Raw genomic sequence first — 23,214 nt, forward strand, 5'->3', positions numbered from 1 at the left:
AATGTATACAAAAAACTCACTACCAGAGCTTACGCTTAGAGGTATAATACTAGGAAGTATTTTAACGATTATTTTTACTGCCTCAAATGTATATTTGGGGCTTAAAGTTGGTCTTACTTTTTCTACTTCTATTCCTGCTGTTGTGATCGCAATGGCTGTTTTAAAAATCTTTAAAGACTCTAATATTTTAGAAAATAATATGGTTCAAACTCAAGTTTCAGCCGCAGGTACGCTTTCAGCTGTGATTTTTGTTATACCAGGTCTTTTTATGTGTGGATATTGGTTTGAATTTCCACTTTGGCTTACTTTTATGCTCTGTCTTTGTGGGGGTGGATTAGGTGTACTTTTTACCATACCTTTGCGTAGAGCTATGGTGGTAGAGAGTAAATTAGCTTATCCCGAAGGAAGAGCTGCTGCTGAAATTTTAAAAGTGGCTAATAAAGATCAAGCTGATAAAAAAGGAAAAGTAGGCTTAAAAGAAATCACACTTGGTGTGGCTTTTGCTTCTGTGATAAGTCTTTTTTCAAGTGGTTTTAAACTACTTTCAAGTGGAAGTAGTTTTGCATTTATTTGGCAAAAAATGACTTTTGGTTTTTCTATGGGTTATTCAGTGGCGCTTTTGGGTGCTGGATACTTAGTGGGTATAGCTGGAGGTGTTGCATTGCTTGCGGGTATGGTGCTTGCTTGGATGGTTTTTGTGCCATATTTTTCTGCTAAAGAAAGTTTTGATACGAGTTTAAGTGCGCTTGATATAGCTAATCAAATTTGGGCTCAAAAAGTACGTTTAATAGGTACAGGAGCTATTGCTATAGCAGCATTATGGACTTTAATAGAACTTGCAAAACCTGTATATGATGGCATGAAAAATATGCTTAAAAAAACCTCATTAAACCTCTCACAAGATCCTAAAGATATGGATTTATCTTTAAAAGCTATGTTAGGTTTATTTGTACTTATGTGTATAGGTTTGTTTGTTTCATTTTATGCTTTTGTGACTGATTCAAATTTGGCAAGTGGTTATCAAATTCTTTTTGCCTTGGTAGGAACTTTAGTAGCTATTTTCATAGGCTTTTTTGTAGCTTCTGCTTGTGGATATATGGCAGGTTTGGTGGGTTCGTCATCTTCTCCTATTTCGGGTATAGGGCTAATTGGGATTATGATTTCTTCTTTGATTATTTTACTTTTGGGTTATCAAGTAGATTTATTTAGTGATCCTTTAATGTCTAAATTTGCCATCGCTTTTGCTATATTTACTACCAGTGTTATTTTAGCAACTGCTGCTATTTCTAATGATAATTTACAAGATTTAAAAACTGGTTATTTAGTGGGCGCAACTCCTTGGAAACAACAAGTTTCTTTAATTATAGGTTGTGTATTTGGAGCTTTAGCTATTGCTCCTGTTTTAAATTTATTATACCAAGCCTATGGTTTTGTGGGTGCAATGCCAAGAGAAGGAATGGATAAGGCAAATGCACTTGCTGCACCACAAGCAAATTTGATGAGCACTATAGCACAAGGCATTTTTAATGCTAATATCGATTGGAGTTATATTATAGCGGGAGCTTTTGTGGGCGTTGGTATAATCATTGTTGATCGTTTGTTAAGAAAGAAAAATATGTCTTTGCCACCTTTAGCTGTGGGTATAGGTATATATTTACCACCTGCTGTTAATATGCCTTTGTTTATAGGTGGATTATTAGCGTATTTAATCAAAAAGCGTTTAGAGCAAAGATATGCTAAAAATGCTCATAAAAAAGAACTCATTCAAGAGCATGAGCAAAAAGGAACCTTATTTGCCTCTGGTTTGATAGTAGGTGAGAGTTTATTTGGAGTACTAATAGCTGGTTTAACTGTGCTTTCTATTAGTAGAGGTGGGGCTGAAGATCCACTTGCTATTGCAACTTCATTTAAAGACGATGGGATTATAGGTTTTGTAGTTTTTGTAGCGATTATGCTAATTTTTGCAAGAAGAGTACTTAAAAAATGAATTTAGATTATTATTATGCTTTGATTTTAGGAATTATTGAAGGTTTGACAGAATTTTTACCTATTTCATCTACAGGGCATATGATCTTGGGTGCTGAAATTTTGGGTTTAAATATAGATGATTTTTGGAGAAGTTTTTTCATCATTATTCAACTTGGTTCTATACTAGCAGTGATTTTTATTTTCAAAGATAAACTAACTCAAAAACTTGATATTTGGTTAAAACTTGCTGTGGGTTTTTTGCCTGCAGGTGGAGTGGGTTTTATAGCATATAAGTTTTTAAAAGAAATATTTAATGGCTATACTGTGGCTACTATGTTAATCATTGGTGGGATTGTTTTTATCATTATAGAACTTAAACATAGAAAAAAAGACTATGATATACATTCTTTAGACGAGGTAAGTTATAAACAAGCTTTTTTGATAGGTTTAACCCAAGCTCTTGCTATCATACCAGGCACTTCAAGAAGTGGAGCAAGTATTATAGGTGGCTTATTGCTTGGGCTTGATCGTAAAGTGGCTTCTGAATTTTCATTTTTGCTTGCAATTCCTACTATGATTATCGCAACAGCTTATAGCATTTATAAAGAACCACAGGTTTTAAGTAATATGAATAATTTCATCCCTTTAGCCATAGGTTTTGCAACAGCTTTTGTGGTGGCTTTTGTGGTAATTAAAATATTTTTAAAATTAATCAGCAAGATAAACTTCATACCTTTTGGAATTTATAGGATAATTTTAGGTTTTGTATTTTTATACCTTTTTATGAGTGGTGCTTTAGATATATCAAGAACGGGTGTTTGAAATATAAAAATATCCTTTATTTAAAAAAAGTTTAAGTTTTTCATAGCTAAAATTAGTCTTATATTTTAATTTAAGCTCACAAGGTTAGTGAGTGTTAAGGGTAGAAATGACAAAAGATATAATTGCATATGCAAATAATGAAACTTTGGTAGATACTCAAAGTTTTAATAATGAAATAAATTTAACTCCAATTTATTTTGATAATTCTAAAGAAAGTTTAGAAGTTATCCGCCACTCTTGTGCGCATTTAATGGCTCAAGCGATTAAAAGTTTATATCCAGAGGCTAAATTTTTCGTAGGGCCTGTGATAGAAGATGGGTTCTATTATGATTTTAGGGTCGATAGTAAGATTTCAGAAGAAGACTTAAATAAAATTGAAAAGAAAATGAAAGAACTGGCAGAAGCAAAGCTAGATATCACAAAATATGAACTCTCAAAGACTGAGGTTAAAGAAAAATTTGCTAATGATGATTTAAAACAAGAAGTTTTACTAAGAATTCCTGATGGAAAAGTAAGCATTTATAAGCAAGGTGAATTTGAAGATTTATGCCGTGGGCCTCATGTACCAAATACTAGATATTTAAGATTTTTCAAACTTACTCGTGTAGCCGGTGCGTATTTGGGTGGTGATGAAAAAAGAGAAATGCTCACAAGAATTTATGGTACCGCTTTTGCAGATAAAGAAAGTTTAAATGAATACTTAAAAATCATTGAAGAAGCTAAAAAAAGAGATCATAGAAAGCTTGGTAATGAAATGAAACTTTTTGCTTTTGATGATGAAATAGGCGGTGGACTTCCTATATGGCTTAGTAATGGTGCAAAATTAAGAAGCAAATTAGAGCATTTATTATATAAAGCACATAGATTAAGAGGCTATGAGCCTGTGCGTGGACCTGAACTTTTAAAAGCTGATGCGTGGAAAATTAGTGGGCATTATGCAAACTACAAAGAAAATATGTATTTTACGCAAATTGATGAGCAAGAATACGGCATTAAGCCGATGAATTGTGTAGGACATATTAAAATTTATCAAAGTGATATTAGAAGTTATCGTGATTTACCTTTGAAATTTTTTGAATACGGCGTGGTACACCGCCATGAAAAAAGTGGAGTTTTGCACGGGCTTTTTAGGGTAAGAGAATTTACTCAAGATGATGCGCATATTTTTTGTATGCCAAGTCAGATAAAAGAACAAGTTTTAGAAATTTTAAGCTTCGTAGATACTTTGATGAAGGCTTTTGAATTTGATTATGAAATGGAAATTTCAACACGCCCAGCAAAAGCAATAGGTGGTGATGAAATTTGGGATATAGCTACAAAGGCTTTAAAAGAAGCTTTAGATGAACAAGGTTTAAAATATGGCATTGATGAGGGCGGTGGAGCTTTCTATGGTCCAAAAATCGATATCAAAATCACTGATGCACTAAAAAGAAAATGGCAGTGTGGAACTATACAAGTAGATTTTAACTTGCCAAGCCGTTTTAAACTCGAATACACAGACTCAGATAATGAAAAAAAACAACCTGTAATGCTTCACCGTGCTATTTTAGGTTCTTTTGAAAGATTTATAGGAATTTTAGTAGAGCATTGTGCAGGTGAGTTACCATTTTTCATAGCACCAACTCAAGTAGCTATAGTGCCTATTTCGCAAAATCATCATGATTATGCAAAAGAAATAGCAAGACAACTTTTAGAGCTTGGTATTGATAGTGAAATATACAATAAAAATGAAAGCTTAAATAAAAAAATTCGCACTGCTGAAAAAGCACATGTGCCTATGATACTTGTTTTGGGTGATGAAGAAGTGGCAAATCAAAGTGTGGCTTTAAGAGATAGAAGAGCAAAAGAACAAAAAACGATGACTTTAGATGAATTTATAACCTTAACAAAGGAGAAATTAAGTGAGGTACGCTTTTGAGTAAAGAAAAAGAAATATTGCTAAATGAAGAAATTCAAGCAGATGAGATCAGATGTATAGGTGATGATGGCAAGGTTTATGGCATTATTAGTAGTGATGAAGCGCTAGATATAGCAAATAGACTAGGACTTGATTTGGTGATGATAGCCGCTGATGCTAAACCACCTGTATGTAAGATAATGGATTATGGAAAATTCCGTTATCAACAAGAAAAGAAACAAAAAGAGGCAAAGAAAAAACAAAAAGTGATTGATATAAAAGAAATCAAACTTTCTGTGAAAATCGCTCAAAATGATATTAATTATAAAGTCAAACATGCAAGTGAGTTTTTAGAACAAGGCAAGCATGTTAAATTTAGAGTGTTTTTAAAAGGACGCGAGATGGGCTCTCCTGAAGCAGGTATAGATTTACTTGAAAAAATTTGGCAAATGGTTGAAGATATAGCAGATAGAGATAAAGAACCTTTACTCGAAGGACGCTATGTGAATATGTTAGTAACTCCTAAAAAGAAAAAGTAAAGTATAAATTTATGAAAAATGCCCTTTTTTGGAGTAAAATATATAGTATTAAACACAGCAAATTAGATGAAGATCACAAAAGATTTTTTCTATTTTATCTTGATCTTGAAAATATGATTAATGAAGGTCAGTATGATGTTGTGTTGTTGAAATTAATATCAAATAGATTATTGGATTATATTACAAATCATTGCAAACAAGAAGAAGCATATATGGCTAGTATTAGATATCCTTTGTTAGAATCGCATAAAAGAGCACATAACAAATTAATAGAGGAATTTAAATTTATAATAAGTAATCTCAATAACAAAGAATTTGTCTATAATGAATTATTGGGATGTTTAAAAAAAACTTTTTTAATGCATATAGTATATGAAGATTCATTAATTTTAAGATTTAATAATTATTGTTTTGATCTTAATGAATTTCAATTTAACATCGAAGATTATGAAAAAATTATTGAAGTGTTTAATGGTATTAATTCCGAAAAAGATTTTATGTATATATGTTCGTGTCTAGAAAAATCTACACATAAAATTTGTGAAACATTTCATAAAGAAATTATTCAAAATAATCTTGTGGTAACATGTCAAAAATGCGGCGATCCTATAGTTTTTTTTGATATGGATATTGATAATAAAGAAGAGATGTCAAGATTAAAAGAGTTTGTGATGGGAGATAGGAATGTTTAATTTTTTCAGAAAATATAAAAATTCACAAATTATACAAACAGACAAACCTTGTGAATTTTTAGCTAAATATCCTTTATATGATTTTAGAATTTTAGATATTAATACATATACGCGTAATTCTCCAAATCAAAAAGATTTAGACCATTATTGTATTGGTGAAATGGAAGAATTTTATGATGATAAATTTTATATGAATTTGTACTCTATACGTCAAGTGTATACTATAGAAATTTTCAAGAAAGAAGAAGAAAATAATACAATTGACTTTGAATTAAAAACTTATAAAAATTCTACCAAAATTACAGCAATTTTGAAAACCAACAATATCCTGCATTATTATGAAAATTTAAAAGATGATCTATTGATGAGTCTTTACAAAAAAATGATACAAAACAAAATTTTTATAGGAATTAGAACAAATGTATATATCCTAGATGAGGTTGAAAATTTCATAGAAAACCTTAAAAAAAAAACTATATTGCCTTGGTTTTTGATATAGGTAGGGGTGTAGAGCCGCTTGATATTATAGAAGAAAAATATATCTGTCATATAGAAGTTTCAGATAAGAGTAAATTTTTTTCCGATAGTTTTAATTTAAGTCAAAATGCTAATTTTGTAATTAAAAAAGGGGAATTATTATTCGAATACATAAAACCTATTGAAGCAAAATTTGGTAAAGACTTAAAAGGTCGAGTTATAACTCCAAAAAACATAAAAATAAATTCTACAAATAATATTTATATTGACAACACTATAAAAAAAGAAGATCAGATAGATCGTATAAAATATTTTGCAGCCAAAAATGGATTTTTAAGAAAAAAAGATGGGAAATATTTTATTGATGACAATATTTATCTAGAAACTTTAGATGTAAAAAAAGTTCAAGATGTTAGCTTAGGCAATGATGATGAAAAATTAAGTATTTTTATACAAAATAGTGATTACTTACAAGATAGTATTCAATCGGGTGTAGATGTAGATGTGGTTAATGCATATATCAAAGGTAATATTGATAGAGCCAATATAAAGGCAGAAAAAATATATATTCAAGGAAAAACACATTCAAAATCAACAATTAGTGCTGAAATTGCATATATTAATACTCATAAAGGAAAATTACAAGCTAAAATTGCATTTGTTGATAATTTAGAAAATGGAGAAATTAACGCAGAAATTGTTTTTGTTAAATATGCTTTAGGTGGAACAATTAAAGCTAATTTTATTTATATTGAAAATTGTGTTAATTATTGTTGTGTTTATCCAAAATCTTATCTTGTAATAGAAAAAATTACAGGTCATACAAATACTTTTGAAGTTAATTCACAGCGTTTCATTGATGATGAAGAATCTATAGTTGAATATTATGAAAATTTATCTAAAGATATTAAAAAGAAACTAGATTATTTTTCTTATCAAATAAGAAAAATAAAAAATTATGTTTATGAAAGACAAAATAAAATTTATACATACGATAAAATAGATGAAAATTTAGATTTTGTTAAACAATATAATGAAAAATTAGATGAGTATAAAAAAGTTTTAGGTTGCTATCAAAACGCATTAAAACTAGCATATGCGGTAAATATTTTTTTAAATAGAATTTATGAAACAGCATTTTATGCAAAAATTGCTGTAGAATATAATTATGGAGAAGATAATTTAATTAATTTTATTCACAAACCAAACAAAATCGATATAAGATATATTTTGCAAAAAAATGATAAAAATAAAGTATTTTTCATGCAAAATAAACTAGATATTGCTTTGGAAAAAGAAGAAAAATTTAATAGAGAAGAAATATCTTGGATCAATATAAGCAAAAAAGATTATTTTTAAAAAAAGAAAATCCATTTTTTTTAAAAGAACAAATTATTACCTATCTTGGCAATAAAAGATCCTTGCTTGAATTTTTAAATCAAGGCTTTAAATTTGCGCAAAATGAGCTCAAAAAAGACAAATTTAGCTTTTGTGATGTGTTTAGTGGCTCTGGTGTAGTTTCGCGTTTTGTGAGACCTTATGCAAGTTTTATTATGGCAAATGATTTAGAAGATTATTCTAAAATCATCAATGAATGCTATTTGAGTAATCAAAACGAGCAGCTTTTACAAGAATTAAAAAAATATTATGTTTTTTTAACTTCCGATTTAAAACTCAAAAAAGGCTTTATAAGTGAGCTTTATGCGCCAAATGATGATGAGTATATTCAAAAGAATGAAAGAGTTTTTTACACGCTTAAAAATGCGATGTATTTAGACTCTATGCGGGAAAAAATTTCAAGTCTGCCAAGCAATATACAAAAATACTTTATCGCACCACTTATCTATGAAGCAAGTGTGCATGCAAACACAAGTGGGGTTTTTAAGGGCTTTTATAAAGATAAAAATGGCATTGGTAAATTTGGAGGAAATGGGGCAAATGCACTTACTCGAATAAAAGGTGATATAACTTTAAAAATGCCTATTTTTTCAAATTTTATTTGCGAGTATGAGGTTTTTCAAAAAGATGCAAATATTTTAGCTAAAGAGCTTGATAGCTTTGATGTGGCGTATTTAGATCCACCTTATAATCAGCATCCTTATGGATCAAATTATTTTATGTTAAATTTAATCGCTAATTATAATAAACCAAAGGAAATTTCAAAGGTTTCTGGTATACCAAAAGACTGGAACCGCAGTGCTTTTAACAAAGAAAAAAAGGCCGAAGATACTTTATTTGATTTGATAAATGATTTAAAAGCTAAGATTGTATTGCTTTCTTATAATTGTGAAGGTTTTGTAAAAAAAGAAAATTTCACAAAAAGACTCCAAAGTCTTGGGGAATGCTTTGTACTTGAGCAAAAGTATAATGCTTTTAGAGCCAGCAGAAACCTCTCTAAACGTTCTATGCACATACAAGAACAACTTTATGTGTTAAAAAAGAAGAATTAGAATTTAATTTTTCTAAAGCATAGTTGTAGTAAAATGATAGCTTTCTTTTATGAAAAAATTGATCCAAAGGATACACATGCCAAAAATGAAAAGCGTTAAAAGTGCTGTTAAACGCTTCAAAGTAGGTAAAAATAAAATCAAAAGAGGTGCTGCTTATAGAAGCCACATTTTGACTAAAAAACCTGCTAAAAGAATGCGTGATCTTCGCACTTCTAAGTATGTTCACTCAACCAATGTTAAAGCGGTTGAAAAAATGTTAGGAATTTAAGCTCGCTTAAATTTAGTTTTTGACAAAAGTCATTTAAACTCCCCTTATTTTAAAGGGCAAGATTCGTTTAACGAACGCCAATTTGTGAAAGGATAAATATGGCAAGAGTAAAAACTGGTGTTGTAAGACGCCGCAGACATAAAAAAGTTTTAAAACTTGCGCGTGGTTTTTATAGTGGTCGCCGCAAACACTTTAGAAAAGCTAAAGAACAATTAGAAAGAAGTTTGGTTTATGCGTATCGTGATAGACGTCGCAAAAAACGTGATTTCCGTCGTCTTTGGATAGTACGTATCAATGCAGCTTGTAGACTAAATGATATTAGTTATTCAAGATTTATAAATGGTCTTAAAAAAGCAGGTATTGAGCTTGATAGAAAAATCTTAGCTGATTTAGCGATGAATGATGCAGCTGCTTTTGCTAAAATCGCAGATGCTGCTAAAAAAGCACTTTAATCTTACTACAAGGCTTTTTATAAGCCTTGTTTTTCTCTTTACTCTCTTTTTAAATCCTCTTTTTGCTAAAGATATTTTACTTTTTAAAGTTTATGATGAAAAAGCATTTAAAGATGTAAATTTAAGCCATTATCTCATGAGTGAAAAGCTCGATGGCGTAAGAGGGCTTTGGAGTGGCAAGTCTATGCAAACAAGAGCGGGAAATGCTATAAAACTTCCTTTATTTTTCACAAAAAACTTTCCTAAATTTGAGCTAGATGGAGAACTTTGGATAAAAAGAGCTTCTTTTGAAGAAATTTCATCTTTAATACGCCAAGAAAATCCTGATGAAAAACTTTGGCAAAAAGTAAGTTACAATGTCTTTGATGTGCCAAATGCTTGTGAGGAATTTAAACTTAATCCTTGTACCTTAGAAGCAAGATTAGAAGTTTTAAAAAAGTATTTAGCTAAAAATCCAAATGATTTTATAAAAATCATACCACAAACTCATATTAAAGATAAAAATCATTTAGAACAGTTTTACCAAGATATCATTTCGCATAAAGGTGAGGGTGTGATCATAAGATTAAACAACGCGCCTTATGAAAAGAAAAGATCAAACAATGCTTACAAACTAAAACCTTTTGATGATACAGAATGTGTTGTAAAAAAACATTTTGAAGGCAAAGGAAAATTTGAAGGTAAAATGGGATCTTTACTTTGTGAAGCAGTGATTGAGGATAAAAAAGTGAGTTTTAAAATAGGTTCAGGTTTTAAAGAAAGCGATCGTTTAAACCCTCCTCCAGTTGGTGCTATCATCACTTTTAAATACAATGGCTTAACCAAAAATGGCAAGCCAAAATTTGCTAGTTTTTTAAGAGTGCGTGAAAATAGCATTTTAAGATAAAAATAAATTTTAACTTTTCTTTAAAAAAGCGCTAAAGCAAAGGTAAAGCACAAAACCCATGCAAGCACTAGCTATGATACAAGCTCCACTTGCAAGATTATAATAAAAACTTACAAAAAGCCCTATCATGCAAAAACTTATGCTCAAAAGCGTAGAGATGATCATCATTTGCCCAAGCTTTTTAGAAAAGCTCTCAGCGATAAATGCAGGTATGCTAAGCAAGGCTATTACTAGCACAAGTCCTACTATCTTGATGCTGATCACGATACAAAAAGCCATCATTGCGATTAAAAGATAATGAAAAAGATTGGTTTTAACCCCTCTTAAACTCGCAAATTCTTTATCAAAGCTTAGAATTTCAAATTGACGATAAAAAAGCGATACTAAAATGATAAAAATCACATCAATCACTGCAAATAAAACTATATCTTGCGTAGGTACAGACAAAATACTACCAAATAAATACCCCATTAAATCATTATTATACCCAGGGGTTAGGTCTATGAGTATGATACCAACAGCCATTCCAAAAGCCCATATAACCCCGACTATATTATCGCTTCTAAAAGGATATTTTTGTACTAAAAACGCTACAAGCAAGGCTAAAAAAAGAGTAAACAAACTTGTGCTAACAAGTACTGGCAAACCAAAATAAAATGCTATACCTATGCCCCCAAAAGCCCCGTGCGTAATGCCTCCTGCCATAGAGCTTAAGCGGTTGATCATGATCAAGGTCCCCATAATCCCACAAGCAATACTAGTTAAAAATGCAGCCAAAAAAGCATTTTGTGTAAAAGAGCTAGATAAAAGTTCAAGCATGGTTTTTTCCTTCACAGCAACACTGCTCCAGGCTAAGCTCCACATCACAAAAATGCGTGTGATTTTGGCTTAAATGTGCTAGTAAATGCGCTTTTTTTTCAGGGGTGTTTTCATGCAAGAATAATTCTTTGTTTAAATATGCGATTTTATTTGCATAAGCTAAGCTCACATTTAAATCATGGCATATTACTATCACGCCAACACCATTTTCGTGTAATTTTTTCAAAAGTTCAAAAATCTGCACCGAGCCTTTAGTATCTATACTTGCAGTAGGCTCATCAAGGATTAAAAGCTTGCATTCACTTGCTAGGGCTCTTGCGATGTAAACTCTTTGTCTTTGACCTCCGCTTAATTCGTTGATTTTTTTATCCCAAAAATTTCTCATACCTACTTTTTCTAAGGCTAGTAAAGCTTGCTCTTGATCTTTTTTGGTATAAAAACCAAAGAATTTTTTATCCACCCTTCCCATCATCACCACTTCTAGCACGCGCACTGGAAAGTTTGGATTAGCTAAAGTATTTTGTGGGACATAACCTATATCTTTTAAACTCAAGTTTTCAAAGTTTATATTTTTATGACTATTTAGTAAGCCTAGTATGAGTTTTAAAAGTGTAGATTTGCCCCCGCCATTTGGCCCTACTATGGCTAAAAAGTCTTTACTTTCATAGTTTAGGTTGATATTTTTTAAAACCTCATCTTGATTATATGAAAAGTTTAAATTTTTAATATTGATTTTTATCATTGTAAAACGCTTGCTATATTTTTTGCATCTTTTAAAAGCTCATTTTTATAATCATTTGGCAAATGATCAAGTTCTATGATTTTAAGATTATAATTACTCGCCATAGCTTTAATAGTATTGTTATTAGCTCCCTTTGGTACAAAAATAGCTTTTATTTGCTCTTTTTGTATGAGTTTTGAAAGCTTGGCTAAGTCTTTTGGTTTAGGTTCTTTTCCTTCTATTTCTACAGGAATTTGGCTTAGATGATATCTTTTTGCAAAATACCCCCAAGATGGATGATAGACTAAAAAGTGCTTGTTTTTTACATTTTTAAATAAATCTTGTATTTGTAAATTTAATGCATCCATTTCTTTTAAGAAATTTTCTAAATTTTGCTCATAAAATGCTTTATTTTGTGGGTATTGTTCTATAAGTGCTAGAGTGATATTTTTAGCATGAGTTTTTGCTAAAAGCGGATCAAGCCATGTGTGAGGGTCATCTCCATGATGATGTCCTTCATGCGCATGCTCTTGCAAAGGTAAAAAATCAATACCATTTTGAGTAGAGATGATTTTGGTATTTTTAAGATTATCTTTAAGTTTTAAAATCCAAATTTTTTCAAATTCTAAATTGGCTGTGAAGTAAATATCACTTTTTTCAAGTTTCAAAATACCACTTGGTTTAAATTCAAAATTGTGTTCATCTGCATTCGGTGGTATGAGTGTATTTACAACAACACTATCTTGCGCTATTTTTTCTACAAAAAAAGCTTGTGGCGGGATACTCACGCTTATAATAGGTTTAGCGTAGGTAAAAACACTTAAAAAGCATAGCAAAATAAATCGTATCATTGTGTTTCCTTTTTTTTGAAATGGCATTATACATAATGCAACTTAGTTGCAACTTAAGTATAAAGTTGCAACTATAAAACTTTTTTGTGTTAAAATACCTTTTTTAAAGGTAAAAATATGGATGTACTAGAATTATTAAAAAAACATGATATAGCTATGACGACTTTGCGTGTAGAGATATTGCAAATTTTATCTCTTGCCAAAACCCCATTAAGCTATGATCAATTTAACATTAAAGCGAATAAAACTAGTTTTTATAGAAATATGGAGCTTTTTGAAAAAAAAGGCATTGTAAATAAAAGCGAGTTAAATCGCAAAAGCTTTTATGAGTTGGCAGATCATGCTAAAGCATACTTTGTGTGTGATGTTTGTCATGTTATTAGTGATATAAAAATGCCAAAAATAAAGGGTGTGATAAAGAGTGTGGTTGTAAAAGGTATATGTGAAAAATGTGAGGATGCGCAATGAATTTATGGAATAAAAAAGCAAAAAGCTATGCAAGGTATAATCCTAATTTAAACGAAATTCAAAAAGCTACTTTTGCAAAACTTGGATCCTTACAAGGTAAAAGTGTGGTAGATATAGGCTGTGGGAGCGGTGTTTGGACTTTGCATTTAGCACAAAAAGCAAAAAGTGTTTTGGGTGTAGATAGCTCTAGCGCTATGCTTGAAATTTTACAAGAAGATGCAAAAACTCATGCCATATCAAATATAAAAACTTTAAATTTAGACTTTGAAAATTTTTATAAAAACAATAATATAAAATTTGACTTAGCCTTTTTGAGTATGTCTCCTGCTTTACAAAATGAAAAAGACTATAAAGCTTTTTTAAACTTAGCTTCTAAAAAAGTGTATTTAGGCTGGGCAAGTAGGCGTAAAAGTAGCTTTTTAGATCCTATATTTGAGCATTTTAACACGCATTTTAAAGGCTTTTACGAAGAGGACTTGCAAGGTTTTTTAAATGCACAAAATATCCCTTATGAGGTTGAAATTTTTAACGAAACTAGAGTGGTAAAAAGAGATAAAGATAGTGCTATGGAAAATGCTTTATGGCATTTGAGTATGAATGGCCTTAATGTAAACAAACAAGAGTTAGAAAGCTTTGTAAAAGATGAGATAGAAGAGATTATAGAGGCTAAGATAAAACTTTTGGTTATTGATTAAATTTCAAGACTAAATAATCTTGAAATTTAAAGTTTTTCCTGCCATAAATGGTACCACATCGCCGTATTTTTGCGGTACTTGCCATTCTTGTTTTTCTAAAGCGATGATTTTATCTTTTTCAAATTCAAGATTATGGATTTTACAAGCATTATCTGAAATAAATTTTTGCAAATTTGCTTCATTTGAATGTTTTTCAAAAAGTTCAGCTAATACAGGTAAAATCACCGGTGCGCTAAATACCCCAGCTGCGCAACCACAGCATTCTTTAGTGTGTAATGGATGAGGTGCGCTATCGCTTCCAAACATAGCTTTTTCATAACCACTAAAGGCAAGCTCACATAAAGCGTCTTTGTCTTCATAGCGTTTTGCAATAGGTTTGCAAAACAAATGCGGATCCATCTTACCACCCACTACATCATCAAGTGTTATCATTAAATGGTGTAAAGTGATAGTTGCGTATAAATTTTCATAATCTTTTAGCAAATCACACAAAACCTTAGTGGTAATATGCTCCATTATAATTTTTAATTTTGGAAAGTTTTTAGCTAATTTTTCATAGATTTTAGCAAAATTTGCTTCTCTATCCATTACAAAATCATTTGTTTCGCCATGCACAAGTAAAGGCAGGTTTAGCTCACTCATAGCATTTAGTGTAGGTTTTAACTTTTCTATATCAAAGCTCGAAATTCCATTATCTGAGTTGGTAGTGATACCTGCAGGATAAAGCTTGATAGCAAAAAGCTCATCTTTAGCTTTTTCTAAAAATTTCTCATCGTAATCTTTAAAAAATAAAGTCATTAAAGGCGTAAAATCTTCATTTTTACATGCTTTTAAAATGCGTTCTTTATAAGCTTTTAATGCGTTTGTTTCGGTAAGCGGGGTGATTAAATTTGGCATGATAACCCCTGCTTTAAAGTCTTTTGCGCTAAATGGGGCTACAAGTTCAAGCATGCTTTCATCGCGTAAATGTAGATGCATATCCAAAGGGTTTTTAAATGTCATTTTATCTCCTATTTGAGTTTATATAAGCCGTTTTTGAGCTTTTCAAGCAAAGCTTTTTCTTCTAAAAATTTAAAAGTAGAAATGATGGTTGGTTTACTGATGTTTAATTTTTTAGAAAGCTCTTCTATGTTTGCAAAGACAAAGCCATCTTCATTAGCATGAAGGGCTAAAAATTCTAAAATTTCAAAGCGTTTTTTACCAAAGATTTTTATACATAGTGTTTTTACTTTATCATCCATTCTCTAACCAAATCAAAAAGAATAAAACTCCAAGTAATTATAGCTAAAACCACACTAAAAAACACCCCAGCACTCGCACAATCTTTTGCCTTTTTAGCTAAGATGTGAAATTCGCTCGTGCAAAGATCCACACAAGCTTCTATGGCAGAATTTAGTGCTTCTACGATCAAAATTAGTACCAAAACAAATACAAGCACAAAATGCTCTAAAAAACTCACAGGTAAAAATAAGCTTGCAAAAATCAAAGGTAAAATAATGGCAAATTCTATCCTAAAAGCCATTTCATCTTGGAGTAAAAATTTAATTCCGCTAAAGGCATAGCTTGCATTTTTAAATAAAGAATATTTTGGCTTCATTAAGGATTTTCCTTTAAATTTTTGCTAAATATATCATAATTTGCTTCATATTCTTTGCTATTTACTCCAAAATACCCTAGTAAGCTTGAAAAAAGATTATCTTGAGAAAGTTTATAATTTTTTTTGCTTTGTAAATCTTGACTTAATTTACTATCTTTACTCCAAAATATCATCGGTATATGCTTTTGATCTTTTGGTGCTATTAAATAAGGCATACCATGAAGATAAATTCCATTTTCACCCAAGCTTTCTCCATGATCTGATAAATAAAGCAAAGAAGCTTCTTTAGTAGGATTTTGCTTAAGCATATTTATAAGGCTTTTTATAATAAAGTCTGTATAAAGTAAAGTATTATCATAGGTGTTTATGATTTGTTTGTGGGAGCAGGTATTTAGCTCGTTTGTATCACATGTTGGCATAAATTTTTTAAATGCATTTGGATAGCGTTTGTAGTAAGTTGGGCCATGTGAGCCTTGCAAATGCACAACGATGATTTTGTTTGAATTTATATTTTCAAGTTCTTGCCTTACAAGTTCAAGTAAGCTTTCATCATAGTCTTTTGCAATGAGTTTGTGTTTTATACGATCGCAATTTCCTTTACAACCTCCCGAGTTATTACCAAACCAAATACTTTGTACTCCAACCTTTTGTAAGATATCTAAAACATTTTCTTCATACAATTCGTTTTCAAAGTTCGCTCTTTTATGTCTTGAAAACATACAAGGCAAACTTCTTGCAGTAGCAGTACCACAAGAGCTTACATCACTAAAATACACTAAATTTGGTTCATTTTTGGTATAAAAATTCGTATCGTTGGTTTTATAAGCGCCTAAAGAATAATTACTTGCTCTGGCAGTTTCACCTATGACTAAAATCATAAGTTTAGTTGTATTAGTATCTTTTAAGCTTGCATCATCTGAAATGATAGTTAGTTCTTTTTTACCTGCTAGTTTTTTCTTTGTAAATTCTATGCTTGAGTATATTGGGTAAAAGGGTAGATTATACATTCTAACGATATTGTGTGATCTTAAAAAAGGCAAAAGTGTTTTTGAGCTAAGAGCTACTAAAGCAAAGCAAAATACCAAAGAAGTCAAAAACAATACGCTTTTTTTGAAAAAATATTTTTGATAATCAATCTTAGTAAAAATCACAAGCAAACTAGGAAAAATCACAAAAGCTAAAATATACAAAGCAAAAGAAAAATTAAAATAAGAAAAAAATTCCCTATTATCTGTTTCAACAACATTTTGTATCATATGATCATCGATTAAAACCCCATAATTACTAATAAAATAACTACAAATGGCGCAAATACTAAGTAAAAATATGCTTAAAATTTTGGTAATATAGGGAAAATATATCAAAGATAAGATACTCAAAACCAAGAAAAAATAAATTCCAAAAAATACACTAAAAAGCATAGTATTTTGATCTATCTTTTCATATACAAACTCAAACAACGGGAAGTTAAATACTATGATAAAAACTGCATTAAGCAGGGTAAATTTTGTCCATGAAAGTTTTAGGTGCATTTTTTTCCTTTGGAATAAAATAAAAACTTAGTCTATTTGAATAAAATTAATAAATCGCATATAAAATAGCAACAAAAGAAGATTAGTAAAGGTATTTTATGAAATTATTATCATGGAATGTAAATGGACTAAGGGCGATTTGTGATAAAAACGCGCTTGATTGGATTGAAAAAGAAGAAATTGATTTTATAGGTTTTCAAGAAATCAAAGCACATGAGGATAAATTTCCTAAAAGAATTTATGAATATCCTTTTAAGCATATGTATTCAAATAGTGCTAAAAGAGCAGGGTATTCTGGTGTTATGAGTTTGTGTAATTTTGATAGCGAAGTCAAAAAGTGTGAATTTTTTGATGATGATGAGGGTAGGGTTTTAGAGCATAGCTTTAAAAATGTAGTTTTGTTTAATATCTATTTTCCAAATGGTCAAAAAGATGAAGAGCGTTTAAACTTTAAAATGAAATTTTATAATGATTTTTTAGTGTATTTAGATAAGCTTTTAAAAGAAGGTAAAGAAATCATTATCTGCGGAGATGTAAATACTGCTCACCGTGAGATAGATTTAACCCACCCAAAAGCCAATGAAAAAACTTCAGGTTTTTTACCGATTGAGCGTGCTTGGATAGATGATTTGCTAAAATTAGGCTTTATTGATACTTTTAGACATGTAAATGGCGATGTTAAAGAAAAGTATTCGTGGTGGAGCTATAGAATGAAGGCAAGAGAAAGAAATGTAGGCTGGAGGATTGATTATTTTTTCATTTCTAATGGCTTAAAAGATAAGCTCAAAAATGCTTTCATAAGAGATGACGTTTTTGGTTCAGATCATGCTCCTGTAGGAATAGAAATAGATATCTAAGATAAATGTTCAAATAAAATTTTAACCGCTAGTAAAATTAAAATCGTACCACCTAGAAATTCGGCTTTACTTTTGAGATAGGTGCCGAATTTGCTACCGATTTTTAAAGCTAGAATGCACATTATGAAAGTGATTGCACCTATACATAACAATGCTATAAATAAATCCACTTTTAAAAAGGCAAAACTTACCCCAACAGCAAGCGCATCGATACTAGTAGCAATAGCAAGAGCTATCATGGTTTTGAAGTCAAATAAATTTGAATTTTCTTTACAACTATCCTTTTTGAAAGATTCCTGTATCATTTTACCACCTATAATACTAAGAAGAATAAAAGCAATCCAATGATCAATTTTTTCTACAAAAGAACCAAAAGAAGAACCTAAAATATATCCAATAGCCGGCATTAAAGCTTGAAAACCACCAAAATATAATCCAACCATTAAATAATGTCTTAATTTCAATTTTTTAACACTAAAGCCTTTGCATAGTGAAACCGCAAAAGCATCTGCTGCCAAAGCAAAAGACAAAACAATTAAGCTTAAAATATTCATTTTTTTCCTTGAATACTTAAATAGAGTGAAATTATATATTTTTATATAAAATAACAAATTAATTATTTATTAAGTAAAACATAGATATAATTTCTATTTCATACAAAATAAAAACTACAAATTGGCCCATTCGTCTAGCGGTTAGGACATCGCCCTTTCACGGCGGTAACACGAGTTCGAGTCTCGTATGGGTCACCACTCTATATTTTTCTTCACAGTATTATTTTTTATCAAAATTCATCTATTTATTTATAATTATTTATTATTTTGTAAACATATGTTTATATTAAATTAATTTTAAATTAATTATTATTAATATTCTAAATATTTTATTAATTTTATTAAATTTATATTGACTTTATGCTTGTTTTTTAAATATACAAAAAAGGAGGGACAAAATGTATAAAGCTAAAAACAAAAATGAGTTAATGAATTTGGTGCATAATGAAAGAATTTCTCTAAGAGATATTGATGTTTCTTTGATAGAAGATTTTTCATTCGTTTTTTATCGTTCTACTAGAAAAGATTTCTTGGGTATTGAGCGTTGGGATGTATCTAAAGCTAAAGATATGTCTTATATGTTTTATTGTTGTGAAAGTTTTAATGCAGACTTATCACGCTGGGATGTTTCAAATGTCGAAAATATGGCAAGTATGTTTTTTAACTGCAAAAATTTCAACAAAGACTTATCAAGATGGAATACACAAAATTTAAAAGATATGTCTTATATGTTTTTTAATTGTGTTAAATTTAATCATTCTTTATTGCACTGGAAAACCTCTAATGTAATTAGAATAGCACATTGTTTTGAAAACTACCATGCGTATGAGTATAATGTGGCAAGCTGGGATGTACAAAATGTAATTACTATGGCCTATTTTTTCCATAATTGTAAAAATTTTCACCATGAGCTAGATGAGTGGAATATATAAAGAGATTGTAATACTGACAAAGTGTTTGGAAATCGTGGTATTGATAAACTTTATGCTGTAAAAGGTGTGGAGTTAAAATAATCAAATTCACACATTTTTTGTGTTAATTTTTCTTTTATTTCTTTAAGTTTTTCATCAAGTTTTTGTACTAAACTTATCTTTTAAAAGTACTATTTCATAGTGCTTAGAGATTGTTTTTTAGGAAAATTTCCATGAAAATAAAATTTATTATAAAAAGAGATAAAAGCCAAGTTGCATTTGATATTTTTAAAATCAAAAATGCTATTTTCAAAGCTAATATAAATTCCATAGATGAAAAATTAAATAATGATTTTTTAGATAAGCTTTGCGATGAGGTTGTAGCTTTATTGGATAAAAAACACATACAAGTAGAACAAATTCAAGATAAAGTTGAAGAAGTTTTAATCAAAAACGCCTTAGTCAATACCGCAAAATCTTATATTTTATACCGTCAAAAAAGAACACAAATTCGCAATGGTAGCTATGATTTGCTAAGTTTATATGATGATTTAACTTTTAAAGATTCTAAAGAAGCTGATTTAAAAAGAGAAAATGCAAATATTAATTCAGATAGCGCTATGGGTATGATGTTAAAATATGGCTCAGAGGGTGCAAAATACTATGTAGATGAGTGTGTTTTGCCAAAACATATCGCAAATGCACACAAAAATGGTGATATACACATACACGATAAAGACTTTTATATGCTAACACAAACTTGCTGTCAAATAGACCTATTAAAGCTTTTTGAAAATGGTTTTAGTACAGGACATGGGAGCTTGCGTGAGCCAAATGATATCAGATCTTATGCTTCTTTAGCTTGTATTGCCTTGCAGGCCAATCAAAACGAAATGCATGGAGGTCAGTCTATACCCAATTTTGATTTTGCTATGGCAAAAGGTGTGGCAAAGACTTTTCAAAAAGAATATAAAAAGGCTACAAATGCTTTTTTTGAAATAAAACTAGAACAAAGTTTAGATGAGCAATGCTTTAAAAATGCTAATTTTCAAGCTTTTAGTGAAAAAGAATGCTTCAAAGAGCTTTTAAGGCTTGATTTAAATGGCGATGAGAATTTTTTAAAACAAGTAAATGCTTATGCTTATAAAAGAGCATTAAAGCAAACCCAAGATGCAACTTTTCAAGCTATGGAAGCTTTAATACATAATCTTAACACCATGAACTCAAGAGCAGGAGCCCAAGTGCCTTTTAGCACGCTAAATTATGGCACTGATACATCTTTTGAAGGGCAAATGGTGATAGAAAATTTACTAAAAGTTACGATGAGAGGTTTGGGAAATGGCGAAACGCCAATTTTTCCTGTGCAAATTTTTAAAGTAAAAGAAGGTATTAATTATAATGAAATAGATCCAAACTATAAGCTTTTTAAGCTTGCCATAGAATGTGCTTCTAAAAGACTTTTTCCAAATTTTAGCTTTTTAGATGCAAGCTTTAATGCAAAATACTATAAAAAGGGCGATTATAATAGTGAAGTAGCTTATATGGGTTGTAGAACTAGGGTTATGGCAAATGTTTATGATGAGAACAAAGAAATCACAAGTGGTAGGGGAAATTTAAGCTTTACAAGTATAAACCTTGTACGTTTAGCCATAGAAGCCAAAGGAAATTTAGAGCTTTTTTACTCGCTTTTAAAAGAAAAATTAGAACTCGTGTATGAGCAATTACTTCATAGATATAAAATTCAAAGTCTAAAAAAGGTTAAAAATTTCCCATTTTTAATGGGCGAGGGAATTTGGATAGATTCAGATACTTTAAAAGAAAATGATAGTGTAGAAAAAATCATAGCACATGGGACTTTAGCTATAGGTTATATAGGACTTTGCGAGAGTTTAATAGCTTTGATAGGTTCTCATCATGGACAAAGCCAAGAAGCAAGGGATCTTGGCTTACAAATCGTGCGTTTTATGCGTGAATTTGTCGATGAAAAAGCACGCGTAAATAAGCTTAATTTTTCACTCATAGCTACCCCGGCTGAAGGCTTAAGTGGGAGATTTTTAAAGCTAGATCAAAAAAAATACGGCATTTTAAAAGGCATAACCGATAAAGATTTTTATACTAATTCTTTTCATATTCCTGTAGATTTTCCCATTAGTATATATGAAAAAATTCAAATAGAAGCCCCATATCATGAGCTAAATAATGGCGGACATATTACTTATGTAGAATTAAATGGTGATGTGAGTAAAAATTTAGAAAGTTTTGAACGCATTATAAAATGTATGAAAGAAAGCAATATAGGCTATGGTTCGATTAATTTTCCATTAGATAGGGATCCAGTGTGTGGTTATAGTGGTGTGATAGATGAGTTTTGTCCAAAATGTCATAGAAAAGAAGATGATATTAAATTCGAACGCATAAGAAGAATCACGGGCTATTTAGTAGGAACGCTTGATCGCTTTAATGATGCCAAAAAAGCTGAAGTTCATGCAAGAATTAAACACGATTTTTCTTAGATTAGCAGGTGTCATAAAAGAATCCATAGTTGATGGCTATGGTTTGCGTTATGTGATTTTTACTCAAGGTTGCCCTCATCATTGCAAAGGATGCCATAACCCACAAACGCACGATTTTAACAAAGGATATTTGCAAGATTTAGCAAGTTTGTATGATGATATTTGCAAAAATCCTTTGCTTCAAGGTGTTACTTTTAGTGGTGGAGAGCCTTTTATGCAAACAAAAAATTTAAGCATTATAGCAAAACACATTAAGGCTTTAGGGCTTGATCTTACCATATATACAGGCTTTATTTATGAAGAGCTATTACAAGAAAAATCAAAAAAAGAATTACTCATCTTAGCTGATGTTTTGATAGATGGAAAGTTTATTTTAGAGCAAAAAGACTTATCTTTAAAATTTAAAGGTAGTAAAAATCAACGCATTATCGATGTAGCAAAAAGCTTAGAGCAAGGTAAAGCAATACTTTTTGAAAAATAAAGACTCATTTAGTCTTTTTTAATTTAACTATGTTAGAATGTTATAAAATTTAAAAAAGGAGAACAATATGTTTGAATTAAGAAAATTACCTTATGAAGCAGACGCTTTTGGAGACTTTTTAAGTGCAGAAACTTTTGCATTTCATCATGGCAAACACCACCAAACTTATGTAAATAATCTAAATAATCTTATCAAAGATACTGAATTTGCGGGAAAAGATTTAGTTTATATTATACAAAATTCAAATGGTGGAGTTTTTAACAACGCTGCTCAAGTATATAATCATGACTTTTATTTTGATTGCATTAAGCCAAAAACATGCTGTGGTTGTGGCTGTTCTTTGAGCGCTGAGTTTAAAGCAGCAGTTGAAAAAGATTTTGGGTCAATGGAAAATTTAAAAGAAGAATTCATTAAAGGTGCTACGACTTTATTTGGTTCAGGTTGGTTTTGGCTAGTTTATAATACTCAAAATCAAAAATTAGAATTAGTTGCTACTAGCAATGCTGCTACGCCTATCACTGAAGGTAAAGTTCCGCTTTTAGTAGTTGATGTATGGGAGCATGCTTACTATGTAGATCACCGTAATGCGCGCCCTGCGTATTTAGATAAATTTTATGCACATATTAACTGGGAATTTGTAGCAAAAGCTTATGAATGGGCTATTAAAGAAGGTATGAACTCAGTAAGCTTTTATGCAAACGAATTGCATCCTGTAAAATAATCAAGTTTTTTTAAGAAAAACCCCGTAAAATAGACTAAATACA

General features: G+C 30.4%; 26 protein-coding genes and 1 tRNA gene. 19 read left to right on the forward strand and 8 right to left on the reverse strand.

From position 1 onward, the window contains the following. Position 1: 1 nt before the first annotated feature. From CLCT_RS00120 to CLCT_RS00170, 11 genes are all read left to right on the forward strand, one after another. Positions 2-1,987, forward strand: coding sequence for an OPT family oligopeptide transporter (locus CLCT_RS00120; RefSeq protein WP_149061911.1), 1,986 nt, complete (start codon positions 2-4; stop codon positions 1,985-1,987). Continuing rightward, positions 1,984-2,790 carry an undecaprenyl-diphosphate phosphatase gene (locus tag CLCT_RS00125; protein ID WP_039667807.1) on the forward strand — a complete coding sequence of 269 codons (807 nt, stop codon included), beginning with the start codon at positions 1,984-1,986 and terminating at the stop codon, positions 2,788-2,790. Before CLCT_RS00120 ends, CLCT_RS00125 begins: the two co-directional genes overlap by 4 nt. A gap of 106 nt (positions 2,791-2,896) precedes the next feature. Continuing rightward, the gene (gene thrS, locus CLCT_RS00130) at positions 2,897-4,708 is read left to right on the forward strand and encodes a threonine--tRNA ligase (protein ID WP_149061912.1); all 1,812 of its coding nucleotides are present in this window, start codon (positions 2,897-2,899) and stop codon (positions 4,706-4,708) included. Further along, entirely contained in the window at positions 4,705-5,226 is a 522-nt protein-coding gene (gene infC, locus CLCT_RS00135; RefSeq protein WP_039667808.1) for a translation initiation factor IF-3, read from the forward strand. Before thrS ends, infC begins: the two co-directional genes overlap by 4 nt. 11 nt (positions 5,227-5,237) lie before the next feature. After that, positions 5,238-5,918: a bacteriohemerythrin gene (locus CLCT_RS00140; RefSeq protein ID WP_039667809.1), complete on the forward strand. Its 681-nt coding sequence runs from the start codon at positions 5,238-5,240 to the stop codon at positions 5,916-5,918. Further along, complete coding sequence (locus CLCT_RS00145) at positions 5,911-6,417, forward strand: hypothetical protein (protein ID WP_149061913.1); 507 nt, start codon at positions 5,911-5,913, stop codon at positions 6,415-6,417. The genes CLCT_RS00140 and CLCT_RS00145 overlap by 8 nt, the downstream gene beginning before the upstream one ends. Beyond that, positions 6,402-7,754: a flagellar assembly protein A gene (locus CLCT_RS00150; RefSeq protein ID WP_170230426.1), complete on the forward strand. Its 1,353-nt coding sequence runs from the start codon at positions 6,402-6,404 to the stop codon at positions 7,752-7,754. Before CLCT_RS00145 ends, CLCT_RS00150 begins: the two co-directional genes overlap by 16 nt. Further along, a complete protein-coding gene (locus tag CLCT_RS00155; RefSeq protein WP_149061915.1) occupies positions 7,721-8,845 on the forward strand; it encodes a DNA adenine methylase in 1,125 nt (374 codons plus the stop codon). Before CLCT_RS00150 ends, CLCT_RS00155 begins: the two co-directional genes overlap by 34 nt. 76 nt (positions 8,846-8,921) lie before the next feature. Next, the gene (gene rpmI, locus CLCT_RS00160; protein WP_039617094.1) at positions 8,922-9,113 is read left to right on the forward strand and encodes a 50S ribosomal protein L35; all 192 of its coding nucleotides are present in this window, start codon (positions 8,922-8,924) and stop codon (positions 9,111-9,113) included. A 98-nt stretch (positions 9,114-9,211) separates the two neighbouring features. Continuing rightward, entirely contained in the window at positions 9,212-9,565 is a 354-nt protein-coding gene (gene rplT / locus CLCT_RS00165) for a 50S ribosomal protein L20 (RefSeq protein WP_039617097.1), read from the forward strand. Further along, positions 9,543-10,451, forward strand: a complete 909-nt coding sequence (locus tag CLCT_RS00170; protein ID WP_249040753.1) for a DNA ligase — start codon at positions 9,543-9,545, stop codon at positions 10,449-10,451. Before rplT ends, CLCT_RS00170 begins: the two co-directional genes overlap by 23 nt. 9 nt (positions 10,452-10,460) lie before the next feature. Here the strand turns inward: CLCT_RS00170 and CLCT_RS00175 are convergent, their stop codons facing one another. From CLCT_RS00175 to CLCT_RS00185, 3 genes are read right to left on the reverse strand one after another with little or no spacing between them, the layout of a single operon-like run. Continuing rightward, entirely contained in the window at positions 10,461-11,270 is an 810-nt protein-coding gene (locus CLCT_RS00175) for a metal ABC transporter permease (RefSeq protein WP_149061917.1), read from the reverse strand. Continuing rightward, entirely contained in the window at positions 11,263-12,012 is a 750-nt protein-coding gene (locus tag CLCT_RS00180; protein ID WP_039667813.1) for a metal ABC transporter ATP-binding protein, read from the reverse strand. The genes CLCT_RS00175 and CLCT_RS00180 overlap by 8 nt, the downstream gene beginning before the upstream one ends. Further along, entirely contained in the window at positions 12,009-12,842 is an 834-nt protein-coding gene (locus CLCT_RS00185; RefSeq protein ID WP_149061918.1) for a metal ABC transporter solute-binding protein, Zn/Mn family, read from the reverse strand. Before CLCT_RS00185 ends, CLCT_RS00180 begins: the two co-directional genes overlap by 4 nt. A 117-nt stretch (positions 12,843-12,959) precedes the next feature. Between CLCT_RS00185 and CLCT_RS00190 the strand changes: the two genes are divergently transcribed. Beyond that, complete coding sequence (locus CLCT_RS00190) at positions 12,960-13,310, forward strand: Fur family transcriptional regulator (RefSeq protein WP_039667815.1); 351 nt, start codon at positions 12,960-12,962, stop codon at positions 13,308-13,310. Further along, positions 13,307-14,005 carry a class I SAM-dependent methyltransferase gene (locus tag CLCT_RS00195; protein ID WP_149061919.1) on the forward strand — a complete coding sequence of 233 codons (699 nt, stop codon included), beginning with the start codon at positions 13,307-13,309 and terminating at the stop codon, positions 14,003-14,005. The genes CLCT_RS00190 and CLCT_RS00195 overlap by 4 nt, the downstream gene beginning before the upstream one ends. A gap of 9 nt (positions 14,006-14,014) precedes the next feature. On the opposite strand, the gene pyrC is transcribed toward CLCT_RS00195, so the two are convergent. The 4 genes from pyrC to CLCT_RS00215 are packed head-to-tail and all read right to left on the reverse strand — an operon-like array spanning position 14,015 to position 17,134. Beyond that, positions 14,015-15,007, reverse strand: a complete 993-nt coding sequence (pyrC, locus tag CLCT_RS00200) for a dihydroorotase (protein ID WP_149061920.1) — start codon at positions 15,005-15,007, stop codon at positions 14,015-14,017. Between the two features lie 8 nt (positions 15,008-15,015). Continuing rightward, positions 15,016-15,246 (reverse strand): helix-turn-helix domain-containing protein, encoded by a 231-nt coding sequence (locus tag CLCT_RS00205; RefSeq protein ID WP_012660796.1) that lies wholly within the window; start codon positions 15,244-15,246, stop codon positions 15,016-15,018. Further along, positions 15,231-15,602 (reverse strand): diacylglycerol kinase, encoded by a 372-nt coding sequence (locus tag CLCT_RS00210; protein WP_087699066.1) that lies wholly within the window; start codon positions 15,600-15,602, stop codon positions 15,231-15,233. The genes CLCT_RS00205 and CLCT_RS00210 overlap by 16 nt, the downstream gene beginning before the upstream one ends. Beyond that, positions 15,602-17,134 carry a phosphoethanolamine transferase gene (locus CLCT_RS00215; protein WP_149061921.1) on the reverse strand — a complete coding sequence of 511 codons (1,533 nt, stop codon included), beginning with the start codon at positions 17,132-17,134 and terminating at the stop codon, positions 15,602-15,604. The genes CLCT_RS00210 and CLCT_RS00215 overlap by 1 nt, the downstream gene beginning before the upstream one ends. 98 nt (positions 17,135-17,232) lie before the next feature. Between CLCT_RS00215 and CLCT_RS00220 the strand changes: the two genes are divergently transcribed. Continuing rightward, positions 17,233-17,991: an exodeoxyribonuclease III gene (locus CLCT_RS00220; protein WP_149061922.1), complete on the forward strand. Its 759-nt coding sequence runs from the start codon at positions 17,233-17,235 to the stop codon at positions 17,989-17,991. On the opposite strand, the gene CLCT_RS00225 is transcribed toward CLCT_RS00220, so the two are convergent. After that, positions 17,988-18,545: a manganese efflux pump MntP gene (locus tag CLCT_RS00225; RefSeq protein WP_039667821.1), complete on the reverse strand. Its 558-nt coding sequence runs from the start codon at positions 18,543-18,545 to the stop codon at positions 17,988-17,990. The two genes, CLCT_RS00220 and CLCT_RS00225, sit on opposite strands and share 4 nt — an antisense overlap. Before the next feature lie 123 nt (positions 18,546-18,668). Here CLCT_RS00225 and CLCT_RS00230 point away from each other — a divergent pair. The 5 genes from CLCT_RS00230 (at position 18,669) to sodB (ending at position 23,171) form a co-directional block, all read left to right on the forward strand. Then, positions 18,669-18,743: transfer RNA gene (locus tag CLCT_RS00230), tRNA-Glu, on the forward strand. A gap of 200 nt (positions 18,744-18,943) precedes the next feature. Further along, a complete protein-coding gene (locus CLCT_RS00235; protein WP_170230427.1) occupies positions 18,944-19,477 on the forward strand; it encodes a BspA family leucine-rich repeat surface protein in 534 nt (177 codons plus the stop codon). A 212-nt stretch (positions 19,478-19,689) separates the two neighbouring features. Continuing rightward, entirely contained in the window at positions 19,690-21,969 is a 2,280-nt protein-coding gene (locus tag CLCT_RS00240) for an anaerobic ribonucleoside triphosphate reductase (protein WP_149061923.1), read from the forward strand. Then, positions 21,941-22,450 carry an anaerobic ribonucleoside-triphosphate reductase activating protein gene (gene nrdG, locus CLCT_RS00245; protein WP_240379383.1) on the forward strand — a complete coding sequence of 170 codons (510 nt, stop codon included), beginning with the start codon at positions 21,941-21,943 and terminating at the stop codon, positions 22,448-22,450. Before CLCT_RS00240 ends, nrdG begins: the two co-directional genes overlap by 29 nt. A 67-nt stretch (positions 22,451-22,517) precedes the next feature. Then, positions 22,518-23,171 carry a superoxide dismutase [Fe] gene (gene sodB / locus CLCT_RS00250; protein ID WP_039667823.1) on the forward strand — a complete coding sequence of 218 codons (654 nt, stop codon included), beginning with the start codon at positions 22,518-22,520 and terminating at the stop codon, positions 23,169-23,171. Positions 23,172-23,214: the final 43 nt, after the last annotated feature.

The organism is Campylobacter lari subsp. concheus, from assembly GCF_008245025.1.
Taxonomy (GTDB): domain Bacteria; phylum Campylobacterota; class Campylobacteria; order Campylobacterales; family Campylobacteraceae; genus Campylobacter_D; species Campylobacter_D concheus.

Excerpts from the sequence above, each read along its gene's own strand:
- CLCT_RS00120 (WP_149061911.1), top strand. The coding sequence starts at position 2 with ATGTATACAAAAAACTCACTACCAGAGCTTACGCTTAGAGGTATAATA.
- CLCT_RS00125 (WP_039667807.1), top strand. The coding sequence starts at position 1,984 with ATGAATTTAGATTATTATTATGCTTTGATTTTAGGAATTATTGAAGGT.
- thrS (WP_149061912.1), top strand. The coding sequence starts at position 2,897 with ATGACAAAAGATATAATTGCATATGCAAATAATGAAACTTTGGTAGAT.
- CLCT_RS00140 (WP_039667809.1), top strand. The coding sequence starts at position 5,238 with ATGAAAAATGCCCTTTTTTGGAGTAAAATATATAGTATTAAACACAGC.
- CLCT_RS00145 (WP_149061913.1), top strand. The coding sequence starts at position 5,911 with ATGTTTAATTTTTTCAGAAAATATAAAAATTCACAAATTATACAAACA.
- rpmI (WP_039617094.1), top strand. The coding sequence starts at position 8,922 with ATGCCAAAAATGAAAAGCGTTAAAAGTGCTGTTAAACGCTTCAAAGTA.
- rplT (WP_039617097.1), top strand. The coding sequence starts at position 9,212 with ATGGCAAGAGTAAAAACTGGTGTTGTAAGACGCCGCAGACATAAAAAA.
- CLCT_RS00170 (WP_249040753.1), top strand. The coding sequence starts at position 9,543 with ATGCTGCTAAAAAAGCACTTTAATCTTACTACAAGGCTTTTTATAAGC.
- CLCT_RS00175 (WP_149061917.1), bottom strand. The coding sequence starts at position 11,270 with ATGCTTGAACTTTTATCTAGCTCTTTTACACAAAATGCTTTTTTGGCT.
- CLCT_RS00180 (WP_039667813.1), bottom strand. The coding sequence starts at position 12,012 with ATGATAAAAATCAATATTAAAAATTTAAACTTTTCATATAATCAAGAT.
- CLCT_RS00185 (WP_149061918.1), bottom strand. The coding sequence starts at position 12,842 with ATGATACGATTTATTTTGCTATGCTTTTTAAGTGTTTTTACCTACGCT.
- CLCT_RS00190 (WP_039667815.1), top strand. The coding sequence starts at position 12,960 with ATGGATGTACTAGAATTATTAAAAAAACATGATATAGCTATGACGACT.
- CLCT_RS00195 (WP_149061919.1), top strand. The coding sequence starts at position 13,307 with ATGAATTTATGGAATAAAAAAGCAAAAAGCTATGCAAGGTATAATCCT.
- pyrC (WP_149061920.1), bottom strand. The coding sequence starts at position 15,007 with ATGACATTTAAAAACCCTTTGGATATGCATCTACATTTACGCGATGAA.
- CLCT_RS00205 (WP_012660796.1), bottom strand. The coding sequence starts at position 15,246 with ATGGATGATAAAGTAAAAACACTATGTATAAAAATCTTTGGTAAAAAA.
- CLCT_RS00210 (WP_087699066.1), bottom strand. The coding sequence starts at position 15,602 with ATGAAGCCAAAATATTCTTTATTTAAAAATGCAAGCTATGCCTTTAGC.
- CLCT_RS00215 (WP_149061921.1), bottom strand. The coding sequence starts at position 17,134 with ATGCACCTAAAACTTTCATGGACAAAATTTACCCTGCTTAATGCAGTT.
- CLCT_RS00220 (WP_149061922.1), top strand. The coding sequence starts at position 17,233 with ATGAAATTATTATCATGGAATGTAAATGGACTAAGGGCGATTTGTGAT.
- CLCT_RS00225 (WP_039667821.1), bottom strand. The coding sequence starts at position 18,545 with ATGAATATTTTAAGCTTAATTGTTTTGTCTTTTGCTTTGGCAGCAGAT.
- CLCT_RS00235 (WP_170230427.1), top strand. The coding sequence starts at position 18,944 with ATGTATAAAGCTAAAAACAAAAATGAGTTAATGAATTTGGTGCATAAT.
- CLCT_RS00240 (WP_149061923.1), top strand. The coding sequence starts at position 19,690 with ATGAAAATAAAATTTATTATAAAAAGAGATAAAAGCCAAGTTGCATTT.
- nrdG (WP_240379383.1), top strand. The coding sequence starts at position 21,941 with ATGCAAGAATTAAACACGATTTTTCTTAGATTAGCAGGTGTCATAAAA.
- sodB (WP_039667823.1), top strand. The coding sequence starts at position 22,518 with ATGTTTGAATTAAGAAAATTACCTTATGAAGCAGACGCTTTTGGAGAC.